At 70.3% G+C, this 19,437-nt stretch carries 14 protein-coding genes and 2 pseudogenes; 7 read left to right on the top strand and 9 right to left on the bottom strand.

Annotation, left to right across the window (positions count from 1 at the left end; genetic code table 11):
• From ABD437_RS23225 to ABD437_RS23210, 4 genes and pseudogenes are all read left to right on the top strand, one after another.
• Positions 1-291 (top strand): annotated as a pseudogene (locus ABD437_RS23225) (pseudouridine synthase); the annotation flags it as partial.
• A gap of 107 nt (positions 292-398) precedes the next feature.
• Positions 399-857: a peroxiredoxin gene (locus ABD437_RS23220; RefSeq protein ID WP_344651001.1), complete on the top strand. Its 459-nt coding sequence runs from the start codon at positions 399-401 to the stop codon at positions 855-857.
• A gap of 111 nt (positions 858-968) precedes the next feature.
• Positions 969-2,420, top strand: coding sequence for an acyltransferase family protein (locus ABD437_RS23215; protein ID WP_344651000.1), 1,452 nt, complete (start codon positions 969-971; stop codon positions 2,418-2,420).
• A gap of 65 nt (positions 2,421-2,485) precedes the next feature.
• Positions 2,486-4,069 carry an acyltransferase family protein gene (locus ABD437_RS23210; RefSeq protein WP_344650999.1) on the top strand — a complete coding sequence of 528 codons (1,584 nt, stop codon included), beginning with the start codon at positions 2,486-2,488 and terminating at the stop codon, positions 4,067-4,069.
• A gap of 55 nt (positions 4,070-4,124) precedes the next feature.
• On the opposite strand, the gene ndk is transcribed toward ABD437_RS23210, so the two are convergent.
• Complete coding sequence (gene ndk, locus ABD437_RS23205) at positions 4,125-4,532, bottom strand: nucleoside-diphosphate kinase (protein ID WP_344650998.1); 408 nt, start codon at positions 4,530-4,532, stop codon at positions 4,125-4,127.
• Positions 4,533-4,799: 267 nt separating this feature from the next.
• Here ndk and ABD437_RS23200 point away from each other — a divergent pair, with 267 nt between their 5' ends.
• Together ABD437_RS23200 and ABD437_RS23195 are read left to right on the top strand one after the other, a co-directional pair.
• Positions 4,800-6,209: an acyltransferase family protein gene (locus ABD437_RS23200; RefSeq protein ID WP_344650997.1), complete on the top strand. Its 1,410-nt coding sequence runs from the start codon at positions 4,800-4,802 to the stop codon at positions 6,207-6,209.
• A 57-nt stretch (positions 6,210-6,266) separates the two neighbouring features.
• Positions 6,267-7,847: an acyltransferase family protein gene (locus ABD437_RS23195; RefSeq protein WP_344650996.1), complete on the top strand. Its 1,581-nt coding sequence runs from the start codon at positions 6,267-6,269 to the stop codon at positions 7,845-7,847.
• Here ABD437_RS23195 and ABD437_RS23190 read toward each other — a convergent pair.
• From ABD437_RS23190 to ABD437_RS23155, 8 genes and pseudogenes are all read right to left on the bottom strand, one after another.
• Positions 7,844-8,832: pseudogene (locus ABD437_RS23190) on the bottom strand (IS481 family transposase). The gene ABD437_RS23195 and the pseudogene ABD437_RS23190 sit on opposite strands and share 4 nt — an antisense overlap.
• A 112-nt stretch (positions 8,833-8,944) precedes the next feature.
• Positions 8,945-10,309 carry a sensor histidine kinase gene (locus ABD437_RS23185; RefSeq protein WP_344650995.1) on the bottom strand — a complete coding sequence of 455 codons (1,365 nt, stop codon included), beginning with the start codon at positions 10,307-10,309 and terminating at the stop codon, positions 8,945-8,947.
• Between the two features lie 2 nt (positions 10,310-10,311).
• Positions 10,312-10,998 (bottom strand): winged helix-turn-helix domain-containing protein, encoded by a 687-nt coding sequence (locus tag ABD437_RS23180; RefSeq protein WP_344651018.1) that lies wholly within the window; start codon positions 10,996-10,998, stop codon positions 10,312-10,314.
• 71 nt (positions 10,999-11,069) lie between these two features.
• Positions 11,070-13,448, bottom strand: coding sequence for a bifunctional polysaccharide deacetylase/glycosyltransferase family 2 protein (locus tag ABD437_RS23175; RefSeq protein ID WP_344650994.1), 2,379 nt, complete (start codon positions 13,446-13,448; stop codon positions 11,070-11,072).
• Between the two features lie 5 nt (positions 13,449-13,453).
• A complete protein-coding gene (locus ABD437_RS23170) occupies positions 13,454-14,254 on the bottom strand; it encodes a hypothetical protein (RefSeq protein ID WP_344650993.1) in 801 nt (266 codons plus the stop codon).
• A gap of 517 nt (positions 14,255-14,771) precedes the next feature.
• Positions 14,772-15,155 (bottom strand): DUF4233 domain-containing protein, encoded by a 384-nt coding sequence (locus ABD437_RS23165; protein WP_344650992.1) that lies wholly within the window; start codon positions 15,153-15,155, stop codon positions 14,772-14,774.
• Positions 15,152-16,513, bottom strand: a complete 1,362-nt coding sequence (locus ABD437_RS23160) for a bifunctional folylpolyglutamate synthase/dihydrofolate synthase (RefSeq protein ID WP_425558213.1) — start codon at positions 16,511-16,513, stop codon at positions 15,152-15,154. The genes ABD437_RS23165 and ABD437_RS23160 overlap by 4 nt, the downstream gene beginning before the upstream one ends.
• The gene (locus ABD437_RS23155; protein ID WP_344650991.1) at positions 16,510-19,140 is read right to left on the bottom strand and encodes a valine--tRNA ligase; all 2,631 of its coding nucleotides are present in this window, start codon (positions 19,138-19,140) and stop codon (positions 16,510-16,512) included. The genes ABD437_RS23160 and ABD437_RS23155 overlap by 4 nt, the downstream gene beginning before the upstream one ends.
• Before the next feature lie 68 nt (positions 19,141-19,208).
• On the opposite strand from ABD437_RS23155, the gene ABD437_RS23150 reads away from it, so the two are divergent.
• Entirely contained in the window at positions 19,209-19,433 is a 225-nt protein-coding gene (locus ABD437_RS23150) for a hypothetical protein (protein ID WP_035849228.1), read from the top strand.
• Positions 19,434-19,437 lie beyond the last annotated feature (4 nt).

The following is a 19,437-nucleotide window of genomic DNA, read 5'->3' as shown; positions in this document are numbered from 1 at the left end:
CACGGCAGCCGGGGCGGCTCGGCCCGTGGCGGTTCGAGCCCCGGTGGCCGCGGCGGTTCGACCCATGGCGGTCGGGGCGCGAGCGGCGAGAACGCCGGGCGGAGCGGCGGACGCGGCCGGGGTGGCGCGAGCCGCTCCGGTGGTGCCGTGTACACGTCCGACAGCAACGGCACCAGCGGTTACACGGCCGGCGGCGGCGCTGCCGGCTACTCGGGCGGCGGAGCCGCGGCACACAGCGAGCGCAGCGGCGGGCGTCGTCGCCGCGGGTCGGGTCCGCGTCGCGTCGCCTGACCCCCGGTCGGCGGGCAAGGCGAGTGGCCTTGCCCGCACCGACTGGCGGGAGCGCAGCGGGGCTGCGAGAGTGACCACCGACGAACCGAGCGCTACGAAGGTCGACGATGGACACAGGTGATCTGGCCCCGGACTTCGAACTGCCCGACCAGGACGGTGTGCCGCGCAAGCTCAGCACGCTGCTGGCCGAGGGCGGGCCGGTGGTCCTGTTCTTCTACCCGGCCGCGATGAGCCCCGGCTGCACCGCCGAGAGCTGCCACTTCCGTGATCTCGCCAAGGAGTTCGCGGCCGTCGGCGCCCAGCGCATCGGTATCAGCAACGACCGCGTCGAGGTGCAGTCGGAGTTCGCCGGCCGCCACAACCTCGACTACCCGCTGCTGTCCGACCTCGACGGCACGGTCGCGGCCGAGTACGGCGTCAAGCGTCGCCTCGGCCCGCTGGCGGTCAAGCGCCACACGTTCGTCATCGACGTCGACCGGCGTCTGCTCGCGGTCGTCCGGAGCGAACTGCGGATGTCCGTCCATGCCGACAAAGCGCTTGAGGTTCTCCGCCACCGAAACGTCTAGCCGGGAACATTTGTCCTTTCGGACGGTTTCGCTCCGCTGATCACCCCCTTTTGGCGGTGATCACCGAGATGCGTCCCCCATCACGCTGGCGAATCGGGCAATTATGGGCCAGTGACCGCTTTAGCCCCAGCGAAGCCCGTCGTCGACGCTCCCGCCGGACGCGTTCACGTCACCGTCAGTAGGCCGATCGGAGAACGGAACCGCTACTTCGACGTCCTGCGAGCGGCCTGCATCGCCTACGTCGTGCTGTACCACATGTTCCCGCTGGCAGCGTTCTCGTACTGGCCGCGGATGGGGCTGTTGTTCGCGATCGCGGGCTCGCTGACCGCCCGCTCCCTCGACACCTCCACGCGTCGCGCGGTCGGCCGGCGGCTGCGGCGCCTGCTCGTGCCGCTGTGGGCCACGGCCGCGCTGGCCGTCCCGGTGATGGTGGGCCTCGGCTGGCGCCCCGAGGCCCGCTGGGAGCTGCTGTTCTGGGTGGTGCCGTTCTCCGACCCGCCGGGCGCGGACTGGGCCGGCCCGCTCACCGAGCCGCTCTGGTACCTGCGGACCTATCTGTGGTTGCTGCTGCTGTCACCGGTGCTGCTGCCGCTGTTCCGGCGCTTCCCGCGGATGACGGTGCTGGTCCCGGCCGCGGTGGCGGTCGCGATCGGCACCGGCCTCTTCGACGTGTGGACGCTCGGCGAGCGGCTCGGCGCGGTGGTCCGCGACGCCTCGATCTACCTGCCGTGCTGGCTGCTGGGCTTCGCGCACCGCGACGAGTGGATCGCGCACGCCCGTCGCGCGACCGTGGTGATCGGCGGTGCGGTGCTCGCGCTCGCCGGCGTCGTCTGGGCGTTCACCCACCCGGCGGCCGGGTCGGTGGACCTGAACCTGATCCCGCTCGCCCAGCTGCTGTTCTCGACCGGAACGGTCCTGCTCCTGCTCCGCCCGGCGCCGTCGTGGGCCGGCCTGGAGCGGCGGTGGTGGCCCTACCTGCCGGCGAACTGGCTGGTGATGGTCGTCAACCGGCGCGCGATGGTGATCTACCTGTGGCACAACGTCGCGCTCGCGCTCAGCTTCCCGATCGGCACCGCGCTCGGCATCTGGGCGCTCGGCACCGTGGTGGGCACCGCGGCGTGTTTCGGAATCGCGCTGGTGCTCGTCGGCCTGGGGGTGGTCGCGTTCGGCTGGATCGAGGACGTGTCGGCCGACCGCCGCCCCACGCTGCTCCCCCGCCTCCCGGCCGAACCACCGCTGACGTGGCTCGGCGGACCGATCCGGCCGCGGCCGGCGGCGGTCGCAGCCGGCATCGCCGCCGGTTCCCGCGCCGACGCCGAGACGACCGTTCCCGACACGGTCACCGGCGATCCGGCCGAAGCTCCTCCGCCGGCCGACCCGTGGGCACTGGGCCTCCTGCGCGCCGACCAGTTCCCGGCCGAGGAGAGCCGCCCGGTCCGGGTCGTGCACGCGGTGGGCATCGCCGGTGGCGAGGTGCGTGCCGTACCGACGACGTTGCTCGTCCGCGAGGTGGCGTGGTCGGCGTTCCCGGGGCAGGACGCTCCGGTGCGGTCCGGCTCCTGATTCGCACCTGAATCGCTCCTGCCTTCTCACGATCCCCTCATGGAGAGACATCAATGATCTCGGGTGTGAGCGATCGCCCCACCAAGCGCCCGAACCGTGAGCTGTACCTGGATGCTCTCCGCACTGCGGCGATCATCCGGGTGGTCACGTACCACACGTTCGGCGGCAGTTGGCTGAGCTGGGCCTTCCCGGCGATGGGCGTGATGTTCGCGCTCGCCGGTGGTCTGATGGTGCGCTCGCTGGACAAACAGCCTCCGCTCACCGTGATCAAGAACCGGGCGCGGCGGCTCCTGCCGGCGCTCTGGCTGTTCGGCCTGGTCATCATCCCGGTCATGCTCTGGGGCGGCGGCGCGTTCTCCACCTGGACCGACCCGAACACCGGCGAGCCGGTGCCGTTCTGGAAGCTGATCTTCTGGGTGGTGCCGATCTTCGACCCGCCGGGCAACGAGTTCGGCACGAACTTCACCGTCGTGCTCTGGTACCTGCGCACCTACCTCTGGCTGGTCGCGCTCAGCCCGCTGCTGCTCAAGGCGTTCCGCAAGTGGCCGATCCCGACGCTCGTCGCGCCGCTCGGGCTCGTGCTGCTGCAGGCCTTCGGCGTCCTGCCCTCGCCCGACGAGGGCAACCTGTGGGACCTGGTCTCGACGCTCGGCATGTTCGCACCGTGCTGGATGCTCGGTTTCGCGCACCGCACCGGCAAGCTGACGAAGATCCCGATGCCGGCGCTGATCGCCATCGTGGTGGCGTGCGCGGTCGGCGGCATCGCCTGGGCGCTCGGTCACCCGGCGCAGGACGCCGACGCCGGCGAGGCCTACGACCTCAACGGCATCCCGCTGGCGAACGCCCTGTGGTCGATCGCGGTCATCATCCCGCTGCTGCGCTTCGCCCCCGACGCCAGCTGGATCGGCCGGACGCCGTTCCTGGGGCGGCTGGTGGCGCTGGTCAACAACCGTGCCGTCACGATCTACCTCTGGCACAACGTGATGATCGACGCGTCGTACCCGATCGACGACTGGCTGACCCGCTGGCTCCCGGAGGGGCTCGTCGAGAACCCGGCGTGGGACTTCCTGACCGTCTGGGTGCTGGTCGCGCTCTGCGTGCTGGCGTTCGGCTGGGTGGAGGACCTGGCGGCCCGGCGCAAACCGCGGTTGTTCCCGGTGGGGCCGTCGGCGGCGGAGCGACGCGCGGAGTACGCCGCCGAGCTGGCCGCCAAGGAGCAGGAGGACGCCGCCCCGGGTCGACCGGCCCCGGTGGGGCCGAACGTCGCCCACGGCGACGACCGGGGCCGGCGGCCGGGCCCCTACGGACCGGACCAGTACGGCCAGGGCCAGTACGGCCCGGGTCAGTACCCGCCGCCCGACCGGTACGCGCAGCAGCAGCCCTCCGGCTACGCCCCCAACGGCTACGGGCCGCCCGACGCGCAGCGCTACCAGCAGTACGAGACGGGCCAGTACGGCGCACCGATGGGTGGCTACGACCACCCCACCGCCGACTACAACGCCGAGTACCGGAACGCGAACCACCCGACCGCCGACTACAGCCAGGCGTACCGGGAGGCCCGTGGCGAATCACCGCGCCGCAACGGGTACCCGACGCAGCGCCCGGCGGCCGAGGGGCAGCCGGAGGAGCACCGCCGCAGCCGGCACTGAACGACGACGAGGCCGCAGCACGCTCGGAGCGTGCCGCGGCCTCGTCGTGGAAGTCTCAGGCCTCCGGGAACCAGATCTTGATCTCGCGTGCGGCCGACTCCGGCGAGTCCGACGCGTGCGCGAGGTTCTCCCGGTTCGACAGCGAGTAGTCACCGCGGATCGTGCCGCCCGCGGCCTTGCGCCCGTCGGTGGCGCCGATCAGCGTCCGGACGACCGTGATCGCCTGGTCGCCGGAGAGGATGAGCGCCACCAGCGGCCCGGACGTGATGAAGTCGCGCAGCGGCGGGTACCAGGGCTGCTCGAGGTGCTCGGCGTAGTGCTCGTCGGCGAGCGCGGCGTCGACCGTGCGCAGGTTCAGCGCGTCGATGCTCAGGCCCTTGCGCTCGAACCGCCCGAGCACCTCCCCGACCAGGCCGCGGCGGACCGCGTCGGGCTTGATCAGAACCAGCGTGCGCTCGGACACAGAGTTGACTCCTCGTTCATCGGGTGGGGGCCGGAGGCCGGGCGTGAACACCGGCAGCGGACGATGCGTGATGATGCTTTCGGCCCGTGCGCCGACCCGTCACCGCAGCGTACCGTCCGCGTGACGCCGCTCTCATACACCCCCGAACGAGCGGCGATCTGTGGCTACTCGGGTGATATGTGCATTCACCTGTGAAGACTCGCAGCAAACCGGAGTTGTTCTCCTCATCCAAACTTCATCTCGTTCCCGGAACATGTGCTCGTGTCCGTGACTGCCCCTGCGCCCGCGCCGAAGGCGACCCCCGCAAAGGGCCGCGACCGTTATCTCGACACGCTGCGCGCGGTCGCGATCATCCGCGTGGTCACCTACCACGCGTTCGGCTTCGCGATTTTTCCCTGGTTCCCGGCGATGGGCGTGATGTTCGCGCTCGCCGGAACGCTGATGGTGCGCTCGATCGACAAGGGCGCGTTCGCCGCGGTCAAGAGCCGGTTCCGCCGCCTGCTGCCGGTCGTCTGGGTGTTCGGCGCGATCTGGATCCCGCTGATGATCTGGCACGACGGCGCACCGCGTGAGTGGAGCTACGGCGCCAACGGCGACTCCCCGATCTGGCAGCTGGGGTTCTGGCTGCTGCCGGTCGGCGACCCGCCGGGCAGCCAGTGGGGCGAGGTCGCGTGGGGCGTCCTCTGGTATCTGAAGACCTACCTCTGGTTCGTGGCGCTCTCGCCGCTGCTCCTGAAGCCGTTCCGCAAGGTGCCGTGGCTGGTTCTCGCCCTGCCGTTCGCGCTGCTCGGCCTGGCCGAGGTGGGCCTGCTGCCGCTGGAGGACTGGTGGGGCAGCACGTTCAACGACGTTCTCGTCTACCTGGGCTGCTGGCTGATCGGGTTCGCGCACGCCGAAGGCATCATCAAGCGCCTGCCGCTGCCGGCCCTGTTCGCGATCGGTGGCGCGGTGATCGCCGCCGGCATCGGCTGGCTGGCCGGGCCGGGTAACACCGAGGCGCTCGAGGAGGGCGGCCGGGCCTGGTCGGTGGAGAACAGCAGCCTCACGCTCGCGCTCTACTCGTTCGGCGTCGTGTTCATCCTGATGCGTTACTCGTCGCGGATGGAGTGGCTGCAGCGCCACGCGGTGATCGACCGGATCATCACGATCTTCAACTCACGCGCGGTGACGATCTACCTCTGGCACAACGCCGCGATCCTGATCGCGATGACCGTGCTGGAGAACTTCGGTATCGACATCTGGGTCGCCTGGTTCCCGCTGACCTGGGTGCTCGTCGGCGTCTTCGTGCTGGTGTTCGGGTGGGTGGAGGACGTCGCCGCCCGGCGGAAGCCGGAGCTGGTGCCGGGCAAGGTGAAGGTGGTGGCCGCGCCGCTGCAACCGGGGGCCGAGGCCGCTCCCCAGTCGCCGCCCGTGCCGCCGGCCCCGGCTCCCGCCCACTACGGGAACGCCCAGCCTTACGGCGGCGACCCCCGGTACGCGAACGACCCGCGATACGGGGATCCACGGCAGCAGGTTCCGCAGCAGTACGACCCGCGGCAGTACCCGCCACAGCAATTCCCGCCGCAGCAGTACGAGCCCCGGAGCCCCGACCCCCGGGCCGGCGGGCGCTATCCGTCGGCGGAGTACGGTACTGCCCGTCCTCGCTCGGACGACCGGCCAGATCAAGCCGCCCGATAGTACGAGGAGTGTCAGCAAATGTACACCGCGTGCGCGAATTAGTTATCTCAAACAACCATGCGCACCCGTTCGGAAGGTGATCATGGTTCAGTGACCACGCATACGCCTGCGCGCGCCTCCACCGGGGGTCGGGACCGGTACTTCGACGTCCTCCGGTTCCTTTGCATCATCTGGGTGGTCGTTTACCACATCTTCTCGACCGAGGCGTGGCTCGGTTTCTGGCCGGCGATGGGCCTGCTGTTCGCGATCTCCGGGTCGCTGATGGTTCGCTCGCTCGACCGGGGCGCGTTGAAGACGATCAAGAACCGTCTCCAGCGTCTGCTGCCGGTGCTCTGGCTGGCCGGCATCATCGGCGTCCCGCTGATGTTCTGGCACGGCTGGCCGGCCGACGAGCGTCCGCCGCTCTGGCGTCTGGTGTTCTGGATCTTCCCGCTGTCCGACCCGCCCGGGTCGGAGTGGGCGGCCTCGCTCACCGAGCCGCTCTGGTACATGCGGAGCATCGTCTGGTTCATCCTGCTCTCGCCGCTGCTGCTGATCCTGTTCCGCTGGTACCCGCGGACGATGATCACGATCCCGCTGCTGGTCATGGTCGGGGTCGCGACCGGCAAGGTCGGCTTCGGCTGGGCCGGCGAGCTGGGCGAAGGTGTGCTCACCGACGGCTTCACGTTCCTCTCGCTCTGGCTGCTCGGCTTCGCGCACCGCGAGGGAATGCTCAAGAAGATTCCGGTACCGCTGGTGGTCACCGGTGGTCTGGCGCTGGCCGCGGTCGCGACCTTCTGGGCGTTCACGCACCAGGAGGAGAACAGCTACGACTTCAACCTGATCCCGGCCGGGCAGGCGATCTTCTCGTTCGGCATCGTGCTGATCCTGCTGCGCTTCGCCCCGAAGTTCAGCTGGGTGGGCAACAACAAGGCGCTCGACCGCCTGATCACGATCGTCAACGGCCGCGCCATGGTGATCTACCTGTGGCACAACGTCGCGATCGAGCTCAGCTACCCGGTCGGCGACAAGGTCGGGGTCTGGAAGCTCGGCGAGACCGCCGGCACCGCGGTCTGCGCGGTCATCGCGGTGCTGCTGACGATCCTGGGCATGCTCGCGTTCGGCTGGATCGAGGACGTCGCCGCGCAGCGGCGGCCGCAGCTGCTCCCCAAGGACCTGGGCAAGAAGGGCGGCGCGTCCACGCCGGCCGCACCCGCCGCGGCCTCCGGGGTCACCGGTGGTGGGCAGCCCGAGCCCCCGGTGTCCGCGAACGTCGACGACAGCACGGTGTCGCTTCCGGTGTCCGGTGCCCCGGTGGGTACTCCGCCGGGCGGCGCCTGGCAGGCGACTCCGGCGTCCCGGCCGGGGTGGCCCGACGAGCGGCCGCAGCCCGGTGTGTACGGCTCCCCCGCGCCCCGCGACGACCAGGCGTACGACAACGACCGGCGCTACGAGAACGACCGGCGCGTGCCCGAGCAGCGGCGTACGTCGGAGCGGGCCGCCACCTACGGCACGCCACGCAGCGGCCGGTTCCCCGACGTGCCGCCGCAGCGTGACGACGTCGGCTGGAGCGCCGGCCCCGGCACCCAGTCACCCCGGGGCCGCGACGACCGCCCACCGTCGTTCGACGAGACCGGCACCATCCCGCGCAACCGCTAGGCCGTGTCCTGTCCCGTGAGGTTGGTGACGCGGGTTGCGGGTGGTTGGCCGTCGAGGGCGGTGTGGCCGCGGTGGTGATTGTAGAAGTGCAGCCAGGGCGGAAACGCGCCCTGGCGTTCTGCTTCTGACTGGTAGGGGCGGGCGTAGGCCCATTCGTCGGCCAGCGTGCGGTGGAAGCGTTCGACTTTGCCGTTGGTCTGGGGCCGGTAGGGGCGTGTTCGTTTGTGGGTGATGCCGGCAGTGGTGAGGGTGTCGGCCCGGAGCTGGGACTTATAACAGGAGCCGTTGTCGGTCAGGACCCGGGCGACGGTGATGCCGCAGGAGTGGAAGTAGGCCTGGGCGCGGGTCCAGAACGCGGCGGCGGTGTGTTGCGTTCGTCGCCGAGGATTTCGGTGTAGGCCAGGCGGGAGTGGTCGTCGATCGCGGTGTGCAGGTAGGCGTAGCCGATCACCGCCCGGCAGTTCTTGCGGGCGGTGGTGGTGGCGCGTTGGTTGCGGCCGCCTTGGGCGCGGCCGACGATGCGGTGGCCGCCGCCGTCGGGGATCCGGCCGAGTTTCTTCACCTCGACGTGGACCAGGTCGCCGGGGTCGTCGCGTTCGTAGCGGCGGACCCGGACACCGGTCGCGCGGTCCAGCTGGGTCAGACGCGGCAGGCGGTAACGGGTCAGAACGCGGTGAACGGTGGACGGGTTCAGGCCCAGGCGGGCGGCAATGCGTGCTGGTCCGAGGCGTTTGATGACCCGGATCTTCACTATCCGCCGCTCCAGGGCGGTCGGCGTGCGTGTCGGTGATCGGTGCGGGCGGCTGGACCGGTCGGACATGCCGGCTGCACCCTCGCGGCGATAGCGGCCGGCCCAGCGCGCGGCGGTAGTGGGCGAGACCTGGAACCGGTCGGCGGCCCGCCGCAACGACCAGTTTTCCTCGACGACGCAGCGGGCCAGCCGCAGGCGTCCGAGTTCGGTCAGCGGGGCATTACGGTGGGGCACTGGAGGACCTCCGTGGACCGACAGGCTGTGTGTGCTTGGCAGCTACACACCTGCCCGGAGGTCCTCCGCCACGTCAACCCCAGTGTCACCAACGTCCATGGACAGAAAACACCTAGGCCGGGATCACCAGTTCGAAGACCGCGCCGCCGCCCGGGCGGGCGGCGGTGGTCAGTTTTCCGCCGTGCAGGTCGGCCGCCCAGAGCGTGATCGAGAGCCCCAGGCCGATCGAGCCACCATCGCTCCGGAACCGGCCGAACAGCGCCGAGGCCACGTTCGGGTCGATTCCCGGGCCGCGGTCGCTGACCGTGATGCGCCCTGGCCGCAGCACGACGACGTCCACCTCGGGCGCGACGCCCGGGTGGTGACCGTGCTTCAACGCGTTCTCGACCAGGTTGGCCACCGCGCGGGTGACCAGGTGGGCGTCGGCCCGGACCGTGCACTCCTCGGCGTGGAACGTGACCTGGGCCCGCGCGCCGGGACCGCCCACCGGGTCGGCCAGCTGATCGACGATGCTCTCGACCAGCAGATCGAGCCGGAGCAGCTCCTTGTTCAGGTGCTGGACACCGGCGTTGAGGCGGGCTCGGGTCAGCAGGTCGTCGATGATGTCGCCCATGCGTGCCGACAGCGCCACCGCCCGGGGCAGCAGGTCGGAGCGTTGGGCGGGATCGGCCAGGGCCGCTTCGGCGAGCGTCCGGAGCGTCGCCACCGGGGTGCGCAGGTCGTGGGCGGCGTCGGCGAGGAACGCTTCCTGCCGCTCCAGCGCGTCGACCGCGGGCCGCATCGACCGCCCGGACAGCGCGTGCCCGGCGAGCGCGGCCAGCGTCACGAGCGTCACGCAGCCGAGGATGAGCGCGGCGACGAGCTTCTCGTGCTCCTCGTCCCCGTCGGTCGGGTCCCCGATGACGACGACCGCACCGGCCGCGGTGCCCTCGTTGTCGTAGAGCGGGGCGGCGAGCAGCCGGGTGGGGTGCCCGCGGTCGTCCTCGCCGTCGGTGCGCACGATGCCGCCGAGATCGATGGCCTGCGCGGCCACGCCGTTCAGGTGGGACGCGGTGACCTTGAGCGCCGGATCGCTGCTCGCGAACACCGCCCGCTCGGGCGGGTACCCGAGCAGCACGACCAGCTGCGGCGACCCGGTGGCGACCTCGTCCTGCCGGATGTCCTGCAATTGGATGCCCGAGTCGGTGAAGTAGACCAGCGCGACCGCGGTGCGCGCGCGGGTCTCCATCGAGTTGTCGAGCCGGGTCTCGCGCAGGTGGTTGTCGGTGTTGACGGCCAACGTGGCCAGTGCGATCAGCCCGCAGCCGGCCACCACCGTGTAGAGGACGGTCAGCCGCCAGCGCAGCAGACGCAACGACCGCCGGACGCCGACGGTGCCCGTTCCCTTCCCGGTGAGTTTCCGCTTCCGGAGCCGCCCCGAGCGCCGCCCGGAGGTCTTCCCGGCGGCGGTGGGCGCGAGCGGCGGCGTGGCGACCACGATCAGCCGTAGGCCGGTTCGGCGGGGTCCTGACCGAGCAGATAGCCCGCACCCCGGACGGTGTGGATGAGCTGCGGACCGCCCAACTTGCGACGCAACTGGCGCACGAGCACGTCCACGACGTTCGACATCGGTTCGGCCATCGCGTCCCAGCAGTGCTCGATGAGCGTGGTGCGGCTGACCACCTCGCCGGCGTGGTTGGCCAGTAGCTCGAGCACCGCGAACTCCTTCGCGGTGAGCGTCAGCAACACACCGCCGCGCCGGACCTGCCGGCGGGGCACGTCGATCTCCAAATCGACCACGCGCAGCACCGGTGCGGCCGGCGGACCGGTGGTGAGCGAACGCCGGCCCAGGCTCAGCACCCGCGCGACGAGTTCGGCCACCGCGAACGGCTTCACCAGGTAGTCGTCACCGCCGTGCTCGAAGCCGGCCACCCGGTCGGCCACACTGTCACGGGCGGTCAGGAACAGCACCGGGGTGGCCCAGCCGCCCCGTCTGCGCGCGGCCACGTAGTCGACGCTGTCCCCGGAGGGCAGCATCCGGTCGAACACGACGCAGGCGTACGGGCTGACCAGCACGGCCTCGTCGGCAGCCGGGATGTCGCCCACCAGGTCGACGGCCAACCCGGCGCCGCGCAGCGCCGCTGCGACCGCGTATCCCAGGTCGGCATCGTCCTCGACCACGAGCACCTTCACGCCGACACTCTCCCACGGGGGTACGACGAAGGGCCCGGCGGATTCGCCGGGCCCTTCGTGATGCATCAGCTACCGGGAGCTTGGAGCCCGGTGCGGTGCAGCTTGTGCCACCGCAGTCGCGCGCCGGTCAGCGCGGTGACCACGGATTGGATCATCACCGCGTACATCAGCTGCCGGTAGACGAACTGCTGGGCGGGGAGCGACCAGAGCGGGCCGAGCTTCTCCTTGTCCAGCTTGAACGCGAACACCGCCAGGAAGAACTGCAGTGCGAGCATCCCGATCCATGCCGCCGCGGAGAGCGCCGCGTCGTACGCGACCAGGCCGTAGAGCGCGAACACGTCGATCAGCGGCGCGAACAGCGGCAGGCCGACCTGGAAGATGCCGAGGAAGACCAGACCGAACCGGCCGAACCGGCCGGACGGACCGCTCTCGAACACCGCCTTGCGGTGCTTCCACATCGCCTGCATGGTGCCGTAGCTCCAGCGGTAGCGCTGCTTCCACAGCTGCTGGATCGTCGACGGAGCCTCGGTCCAGGCGCGGGCCTTCTCCTCGTAGACGACCTTCCAGCCGGCGCGGCCCATCGCGATCGTGAGGTCGGTGTCCTCGGCGAGGGTCTCGTGCGAGACCCCACCGACGTCGTTGAGCGCCTCGCGGCGGAACGCGCCGATCGCGCCGGGGATCGTCGGCATGCACTGGAGCATGTCGTACATCCGCCGGTCGAGGTTGAAGCCGATCACGTACTCGATGTGCTGCCAGCGCGCGACGATGCTCTGGCGGTTGCCGACCTTCACGTTGCCGGCGACGCCGCCGACACGCGGGTCGGCAAACGGCTGCACGAGCTCGTAGACCGAGTCGGGCTCGAAGATCGTGTCACCGTCGACCATGACGATCACGTCGGCGCGGGCCCAGGCGGTGCCGATGTTGAGCGCCGCGGGTTTACCGCCGTTGGGTACTCGGACCACCCGGACGTTCGCGAAGCCCAGGCTCTCGGCGATCTCGGCCGTGTTGTCCGACGAACCGTCGTCGACCACGATCACTTCGACCATCGGATAGTTACTGGTCGCCAGCGATCTGACCGCGGCCGCGATGCCTTCCTTCTCGTTGTAGGCCGGCACCACCACCGACACTGGCTCCAGGAACTCCGGACCCCAGCGGAAGTTCTTCGACCGTCGCTTCCGGGCGTGCACCGTGGCCAGCACCAGCATCAGCACCAGGCGGGCGAGCGTCAGCACACCGACGACCGTCAGCAGGCCCACCAGGCCGGTGACGAACCAGCCCGACGCCTGGACGACCCAGATCATCGCGCGCCCGCGCCAGATCTCACCCGAGCTGGCCGGCTGCATGGCCTGGAAGTTGGAGCCACCGTCGGCGTTGTTCCAGTCGGGAGACAGCTTCAGGCCCTCACCGACGGTGACGAACGAGTAGCCCTCCCCCTGGAACCGCGGCAGCATCTTCGCGATCGCGGCCAGCGTCATCTCGCGGTTGCCGCCGGCGTCGTGGAAGAGCGAGACCGCGCCGTACTTCTTGTCGGTCGGGTAGGCCTTCTCGACGATCTTGTCGACGCCTTCCTTCTTCCAGTCCTCGCTGTCGGTGTCGTTGACGACGTTGAGGTAACCGAGCTTTCCGGCCTCCTGGACGATCGGCCAGTACACGTTGTCGATCGCGTCGGGCTGGGAGGAGTACGGGAAGCGGAGCAGCGACGTGGTGACGCCGGCCGCGCCGACGATCGCCATCTGCGTCTGCGAGTACTGGAGCTTGCGCTCCCAGGCACCCATCTCCGACATCTCGGGGTGGGTGAAGCTGTGGATGCCGACCTCGTGCCCCTCGTCGACCATCCGCTTGACGAGCGCGGGGTGCTCGGTGACCGCGGAGCCGACGAGGAAGAACGTCGCGTGGGCGTTGTGCTTCTTCAGCAGGTCGAGGACCTTCGGCGTCCACTTCTCGTCCGGGCCGTCGTCGAACGTCAACGCGATCTTCTTCGGCGGCAGCCGGTACGAGTACGGCTTGGCGTGGGTGGTGTCGATGATCGGCCCGCCCTCGCGCACCGAGTCGGGCACCTGGTCGGACTCGCCCGCGTTGTGAACGTTCTTCGGCGTGGCGACCTGCGCCTGGACGTACGCCTGCACCATCAGGACCGCGACGAGCACGAGCAGCAGGAACGCCACGAAGAGGAAGCGCGGGCGCGGTGGGACCTTACGGGCCTCGCCGCCACCGGCGTCGCCGCCGCCGCCTCCCCCACCGCCGCCTCCGCCCGGCGGTGGGGTGACCGGCCCGCCACCGTCACCGAACGTCGGTGGGTTGGCCGGCGGCCGCTGCTGCGGGAACTGCGTACCCGGACGCTGCGGAGCAGCCGGCGCCGGAGGCGCCGACTGCGGGTACCGCTGTGCGGGGTACTGCGGGTACTGGGTCGGCTGCGGGACGCGGCCGTACTGCCCAGGCTGCATCTCGGTCAGCTCTCCGTGGTGGAACTCGGGTTTGCGCTGGCGGTCGGCGCCTTGGTGACGGGCGCCGGGTCGTTGCTCGCCGGAGGATCGGCCGGCGGGTCAGCCGGGGGCTTCGGCGCGGTGCTGCCGCCACCGCCACCCGCGCCGGTGCCGGGCGCCGGATCCGCGGGCTTGGACGTCGGCGGGTCGGCCGGCTTCGTCGTGGGCGGCGGGTCCGCGGGCTTCGTCGTGGGCGGCGGGTCCGCGGGCTTGGTCGTCGGCGGCGGGTCGGCCGGCTTGGTCGGCGTGGGCGACGGCTTGGTCGGCGTGGGCGACGGCTTCGTCGGCGTCGGCGACGGCTTCGTCGGCGTGGGCGACGGCTTGGTCGGCGTCGGGCCCGGCTTGGTCGGCGTCGGGTTCACCGGCACCTTGGCCGTGCCGGACGGCGTCACCCTCGGCGTGGTGGTGGAAGTCGAGTCGATCCGGTCGTCACGGCGACCCCGGTTGCCGTCGTCGCCGCGGGAGATCTCCTCGTCGCTGCTGACCGCGGACATGTCGTCGCCCTTCGGCTCCTTGTCGGCAACGGCCAACGGAGCAGCGGTGGGGACGCCCGGGATCGGCAGCAGCGCGTTCGGAGCGATCGGGCCGCCGGCGAAGCTCAGGCCCAGCATGGCGGCGTAGGCGATGCCGACGCCGCCCGCGAGGAAGCCGACGGTACGGAAACGGCGGTGCCGCTTACCCGTCGTATCCACGAACACCGGAGCAGCAACGATGTCTTCAGGTAAGACCTCGACCTGCTCGGTATCGGAATTCAGCCCTGATTCCACGAGTGCACCTTAAGCGATATCTCAAAGACGTCAACGAAACCGACAAGTTGGACTTCCGACCCAAGGACCGCCAATTTGGGCGGACAGTGAGGGTTCAATCGGTCATCACGGACAGTGCCATTCCTAGGAAGTCACCAATCCGACATAGAACCTCGACTGTTCGACGGAGCGAGCCTTAAAGATCAGACGGTCGCCCACGCCATTCGGTTCGTTCGGATGACGACTGAAATTACCGGGAGTAGCCAGGACGTCGCGCTTTCGCGCAGCTTATTCTGCCAGGTCAGCGCTACAGGCGAGAGCGCGGACCGGACACCGGAGTGTTGCCCTGCATTCACTCTGCGGAACGGTCATCCGTCACGGTACGGATTGGAACCGCTACAGAGGCGACATACTGCGCCCGCTATCGGGTCGGTGTAGGACACACCCAATAGACGCTGTGAACAGCGAGGAAGTTGCTTCGGAGAACCGACTGATTCAATTACTTTCAGTTAATGACTCATGTACTCAAGGTGACTCTTTACGAGCGGTCACCCAGAACGCTTTTCCGGACGTTGAGGACATAGATCCACACCAAGAGGAATATGCCCCCGACGACGCCGAGCATCCAATGAACGATGCCGGTCGCGACGATCACAACCTGCAGACCGATCACCGCATTCCACGCCCAGTCGCGACGCAGCAGACCGGCCGCGGCCAGGCACAGCACCCCGAGCGCCAGGGCCAGGGCCGCGGCCGCACCGGAGGCGTCCGGCAGCAGCGTCCGCAGCGGCTGGATCGCCAGCAGCAGCACGAGGAACTCCAGCAGCAGCGCCGCCGAGCCGACCCCGCGGACCGCGGCGCCGGGGTTCTTCAACCCCGACTGCGGTGGCGTCGGCTCCGGGGTCTCGTCCGGCCCGCTCACCGGGCCAGCAGCTTCCGGGCGTCGGCGGCCGTCACGACCGAGCCGGTGACCAGCACGCCGGCGCCGGCCAGCGGGGCGTCGCCGTCGTCGTCCTCCTCGGCGATCGTGACCGCGGACTCGATCGCGTCGTCGAGCCGGGAGGCGACGTCGACGCGGTCGGCGCCGAACACCTCCACGGCCGCGGCCGCCAGCTCGTCGACGCTCAGGCGGCGCGGCGACGAGTTCTCGGTCACCACTATCGCGTCGGCCACCGGCTCGAGCAGTTCGAGCATGCCCCGGTAGTCCTTGTCGTCGAGCACCGCGACGACGGCCACGAGCTTGCGGAACGCGAACGCCTCGGCCATCGCCTGGACCGTCGCGGTCATGCCGGCGGGGTTGTGGGCGGCGTCCACCAGCACGGTCGGCGACGTGCGCAGCCGCTCGAGACGCCCGGGCGAGCGCACGTTCGCGAAGCCCTCGCGGACGGCGTCGGCGGCCAGGGCGCGGCCCGGCGCGGCACCGAGGAACGCCTCGACCGCGGCGAGCGCCATGACCGCGTTCTGCGCCTGGTGCGCGCCGTAGAGCGGCAGGAAGATCTCGCCGTACTCGCCGGCCAGGCCCTTGAGCCGCAGTTGCTGGCCCCCGACGGCGATCGTGCGCTCGAGCACGCCGAACTCGACGCCCTCGCGCGCGACCGAGGCGCCCTCCGACGCCGCCCGCGACAGCAGCGGCTCGATCGCGTCGGCCGGCTGCACCGCGGTGATCACGCTCGCGTCGCCGTGGATGATGCCGGCCTTCTCGGTGGCGATGCTCGCGACCGTGCCGCCGAGCAGAGCGGCGTGGTCGAGGCTGATCGGCGTGACGACCGCGACGCCGGCGGCCAGGACGTTCGTCGCGTCCCACTGGCCGCCGAGGCCGACTTCGACGACCGCGACGTCCACCGGCGCGTCAGCGAACGCGGCGAAGGCCATCGCGGTGGTGAACTCGAAGTACGTGACGGGATCGGCGTTCTTGGCGTCGAGCAGGTCGGCCATCGGCGCGACCTCGTCGTAGGCCGCGGCGAACTTGCCCCCCGGGATCGGCTCGCCGTCCAGCGCGATCCGCTCGGTGACCGACTCCAGATGCGGGCTGGTGTAACGCCCCACCCGCAGGCCGAACGCCTTGAGCAGGCTGTCGACCATGCGTGAGGTCGACGTCTTGCCGTTGGTGCCGGTCAGGTGGATCGACGGGTAGGCCCGCTGCGGGTTTCCCAGCAGGTCGAGCAGCGCGACGATGCGGTCCCGGTCGGGCACCATCCGCCCGGGACCGCGCGCGTTGAGGCCCGCCTCGGCCCGGGCGAGCTCGGCGGCGTCCTCCGCGGCCCGGTCGTTCTTGCTCATGCCGAGGGCAGTGCGGCGAGTTGGGCTTCGAGGCGGGCCAGATCGGCCTCGGCGGCGGTGAGCCGCTCGCGCACCTTCGCCACCACCGCGTCCGGTGCCTTGGCCAGGAACGCGTCGTTGCCGAGCTTTCCGGAGTTCTGCGCGCGTTCCTTCTCGGCCGCGGCCAGGTCCTTCTCCAGCCGACGCCGCTCGGCGGCGACGTCGATGGTGCCCGAAGTGTCGAAGCTGACCGTGAGCTCGGCCCCCACCTGCACGGTGCCGGTGGCGGTGAAGTCCTCACCGGCGGGGTCGAGCCGCGACAACGACCGGATGAGCGTCTCGTGCGCGGCCACGCCGAGCGCGTCCAGCCCGTCGAGCCGGGCCGGCACCCGCTGCGTCGGCTTCAGGCCCTGGTCGGAGCGGAAGCGCCGGATCTCGGTGACGACCCGCTGCAGCGCCTCGATCTCGGCCTCGGCGGCGGGGTCGCGGCGCCCGAGCTCGGCCTTCGGCCACTCGGCGATCACCACCGACTCCTTGCCGGTCAGCGCGGTCCAGAGCGCCTCGGTGACGAACGGCGTCACCGGGTGGAGCACGCGCAGCAGCCGGTCGAGCACGTGCCCGAGCACCGCCCTGGTGGTCTGCGCCCTGGTGCCGCCGGCCGCCAGCTCCGGCTTGGCCAGCTCCACGTACCAGTCGCAGACCTCGTCCCACGCGAAGTGGTAGAGCAGGTCGGTGAGCTTGGCGAACTCGTACCGCTCGTAGAGGTCGTCGACCTCGGCGAGCACGGTGTGCAGCCGGGACAGGATCCAGCGGTCGGCCGGGGAGAGCTCGCTGGGCAGCTCGGCGCTCGCGTCGGCGCCGTTGAGCAGCGCGAACCGGGTGGCGTTCCAGAGCTTGTTGCAGAAGTTGCGGGCGCCGGCCACCCACTCCTCGCTGGACGCCTGGTCGGAGCCGGGGTTGGCCCCGCGGGCCAGCATGAAGCGCAGCGCGTCGGAGCCGTAGGCGTCCATCCAGTCGAGCGGGTCGACGGTGTTGCCCCGCGACTTCGACATCTTCTTGCCGTACTTGTCGCGCACCAGGCCGTGCAGCGCCACCACGTCGAACGGCTGCTTGCCGTCCATCGCGTAGAGGCCGAACAGCATCATCCGGGCGACCCAGAAGAAGATGATGTCGTACCCGGTCACCAGCACGCTGGTGGGATAGAACTTCGCCAGGTCGGCGGTCTGGTCGGGCCAGCCCAGCGTCGAGAACGGCCAGAGCCCGGACGAGAACCAGGTGTCGAGCACGTCGGAGTCCTGGGTCCACTCCGGACCCGGCGGCTGCTCGTCGGGCCCGACGCACACCATCTCGCCCTGGGGTGAGTACCAGACCGGGATTCGGTGGCCCCACCACAGCTGGCGGGAGATGCACCAGTCGTGCATGTTGTCGACCCAGTCGAAGTACCGCTTCGCCAGCTCCGGCGGGTGGATCGCCACCCGGCCGTCGCGCACGGCGTCGCCGGCTTCCTTCGCGAGCGTCTCGACCTTCACGAACCACTGCAGCGACAGCCGCGGCTCCACTACCGTGTCGCAGCGCGAGCAGTGGCCCACCGCGTGCACGTACGGACGCTTCTCCGCGACGATCCGTCCGTCCTCACGCAGCGCGCGGACCACCGCGGGACGCGCCTCGAACCGGTCCATCCCGAAGAACGGACCGTGCGCGGTGATCACGGCCTTCTCGTCCATGATCGTGAGGTTGGGCAGGCCGTGGCGCTGGCCGATCTCGAAGTCGTTCGGGTCGTGCGCCGGGGTCACCTTCACCGCGCCGGTACCGAAGCTCGGGTCGACGTGCTCGTCGGCCACGATCGGGATGCGCCGACCGGTGAGCGGCAGCTCCACCTCGGTGCCGACGAGGTGCCGGTAGCGCTCGTCGTCGGGGTGCACGGCCACCGCGGTGTCACCGAGCATCGTCTCGGCCCGGGTGGTGGCCACGACGATCGCGTTCTCGCCGTCGCCGTAGCGGATGCTGACGAGTTCGCCGTCGTCGTCGGAGTGCTCCACCTCGATGTCGGACAGCGCCGTGTGGCAGCGGGCGCACCAGTTGATGATGCGCTCGGCGCGGTAGATCAGGTCGTCGTCGTAGAGCTTCTTGAAGATCGTCTGGACGGACTTCGACAGTCCCTCGTCCATCGTGAACCGGTCGCGCGTCCAGTCGACGCCGTCGCCGAGGCGACGCATCTGACCGGCGATCTTGCCCCCGGACTCGTCCTTCCACTGCCACACCCGGCGCACGAACTCCTCGCGGCCGAGGTCGTGGCGGCTCTTGCCCTCGTTCTTGGCCAGCTCGCGCTCGACGACGTTCTGGGTGGCGATACCGGCGTGGTCCATGCCCGGCAGCCACAGCACCTCGTAGCCCTGCATCCGACGGCGCCGCGTCAGCGTGTCGATCAGGGTGTGGTCGAGCGCGTGGCCGATGTGCAGGACGCCGGTCACGTTGGGGGGCGGGATGACGACCGTGAACGGCGGCTTGTCGCTCGTCGCGTCGGGAGTGAAGTAGCCGGCCTCGACCCACCGCTCGTAGAGCGGCCCCTCTACGTCCGCCGGCGTGTACTTGGTCGACAGCTCGGTCGACGGCGACGGCGGTGCCTGGGTGTCGGGGTGTGTGGTCACGCACTGAATCCTAGTTCGGTCGGCGAGCGCGTTCGCCACCCGGATACGGACGTGGCAGTCTGGGTGCCGTGGACTTGATTGCCCCGATGTGGGGCCCGTTGATCGGTCTTCTCGTGCTGATCGCGGTGGTCGTCGGCGCGGTCCGGATGCGTGGCCCGGGCTCCGCGCCGATGCGGCGGGCGATGCTCACGGTCGGCGGCGGCATCGTCGCGGTGTTCCTGATCGGCGTCGCGGCCGAAGGTTGTTCCGGTCCGGCCGACCATTCGCCGGGAAATGCCGTGGTCCAGCCTTAACATC

The sequence above is a fragment of the Cryptosporangium japonicum genome (assembly GCF_039524755.1).
In the GTDB taxonomy this organism is placed as follows: domain Bacteria; phylum Actinomycetota; class Actinomycetes; order Mycobacteriales; family Cryptosporangiaceae; genus Cryptosporangium; species Cryptosporangium japonicum.
Note: the sequence above shows the minus strand (reverse complement) of the source record. Positions and strands in the feature narration are given on the sequence as shown.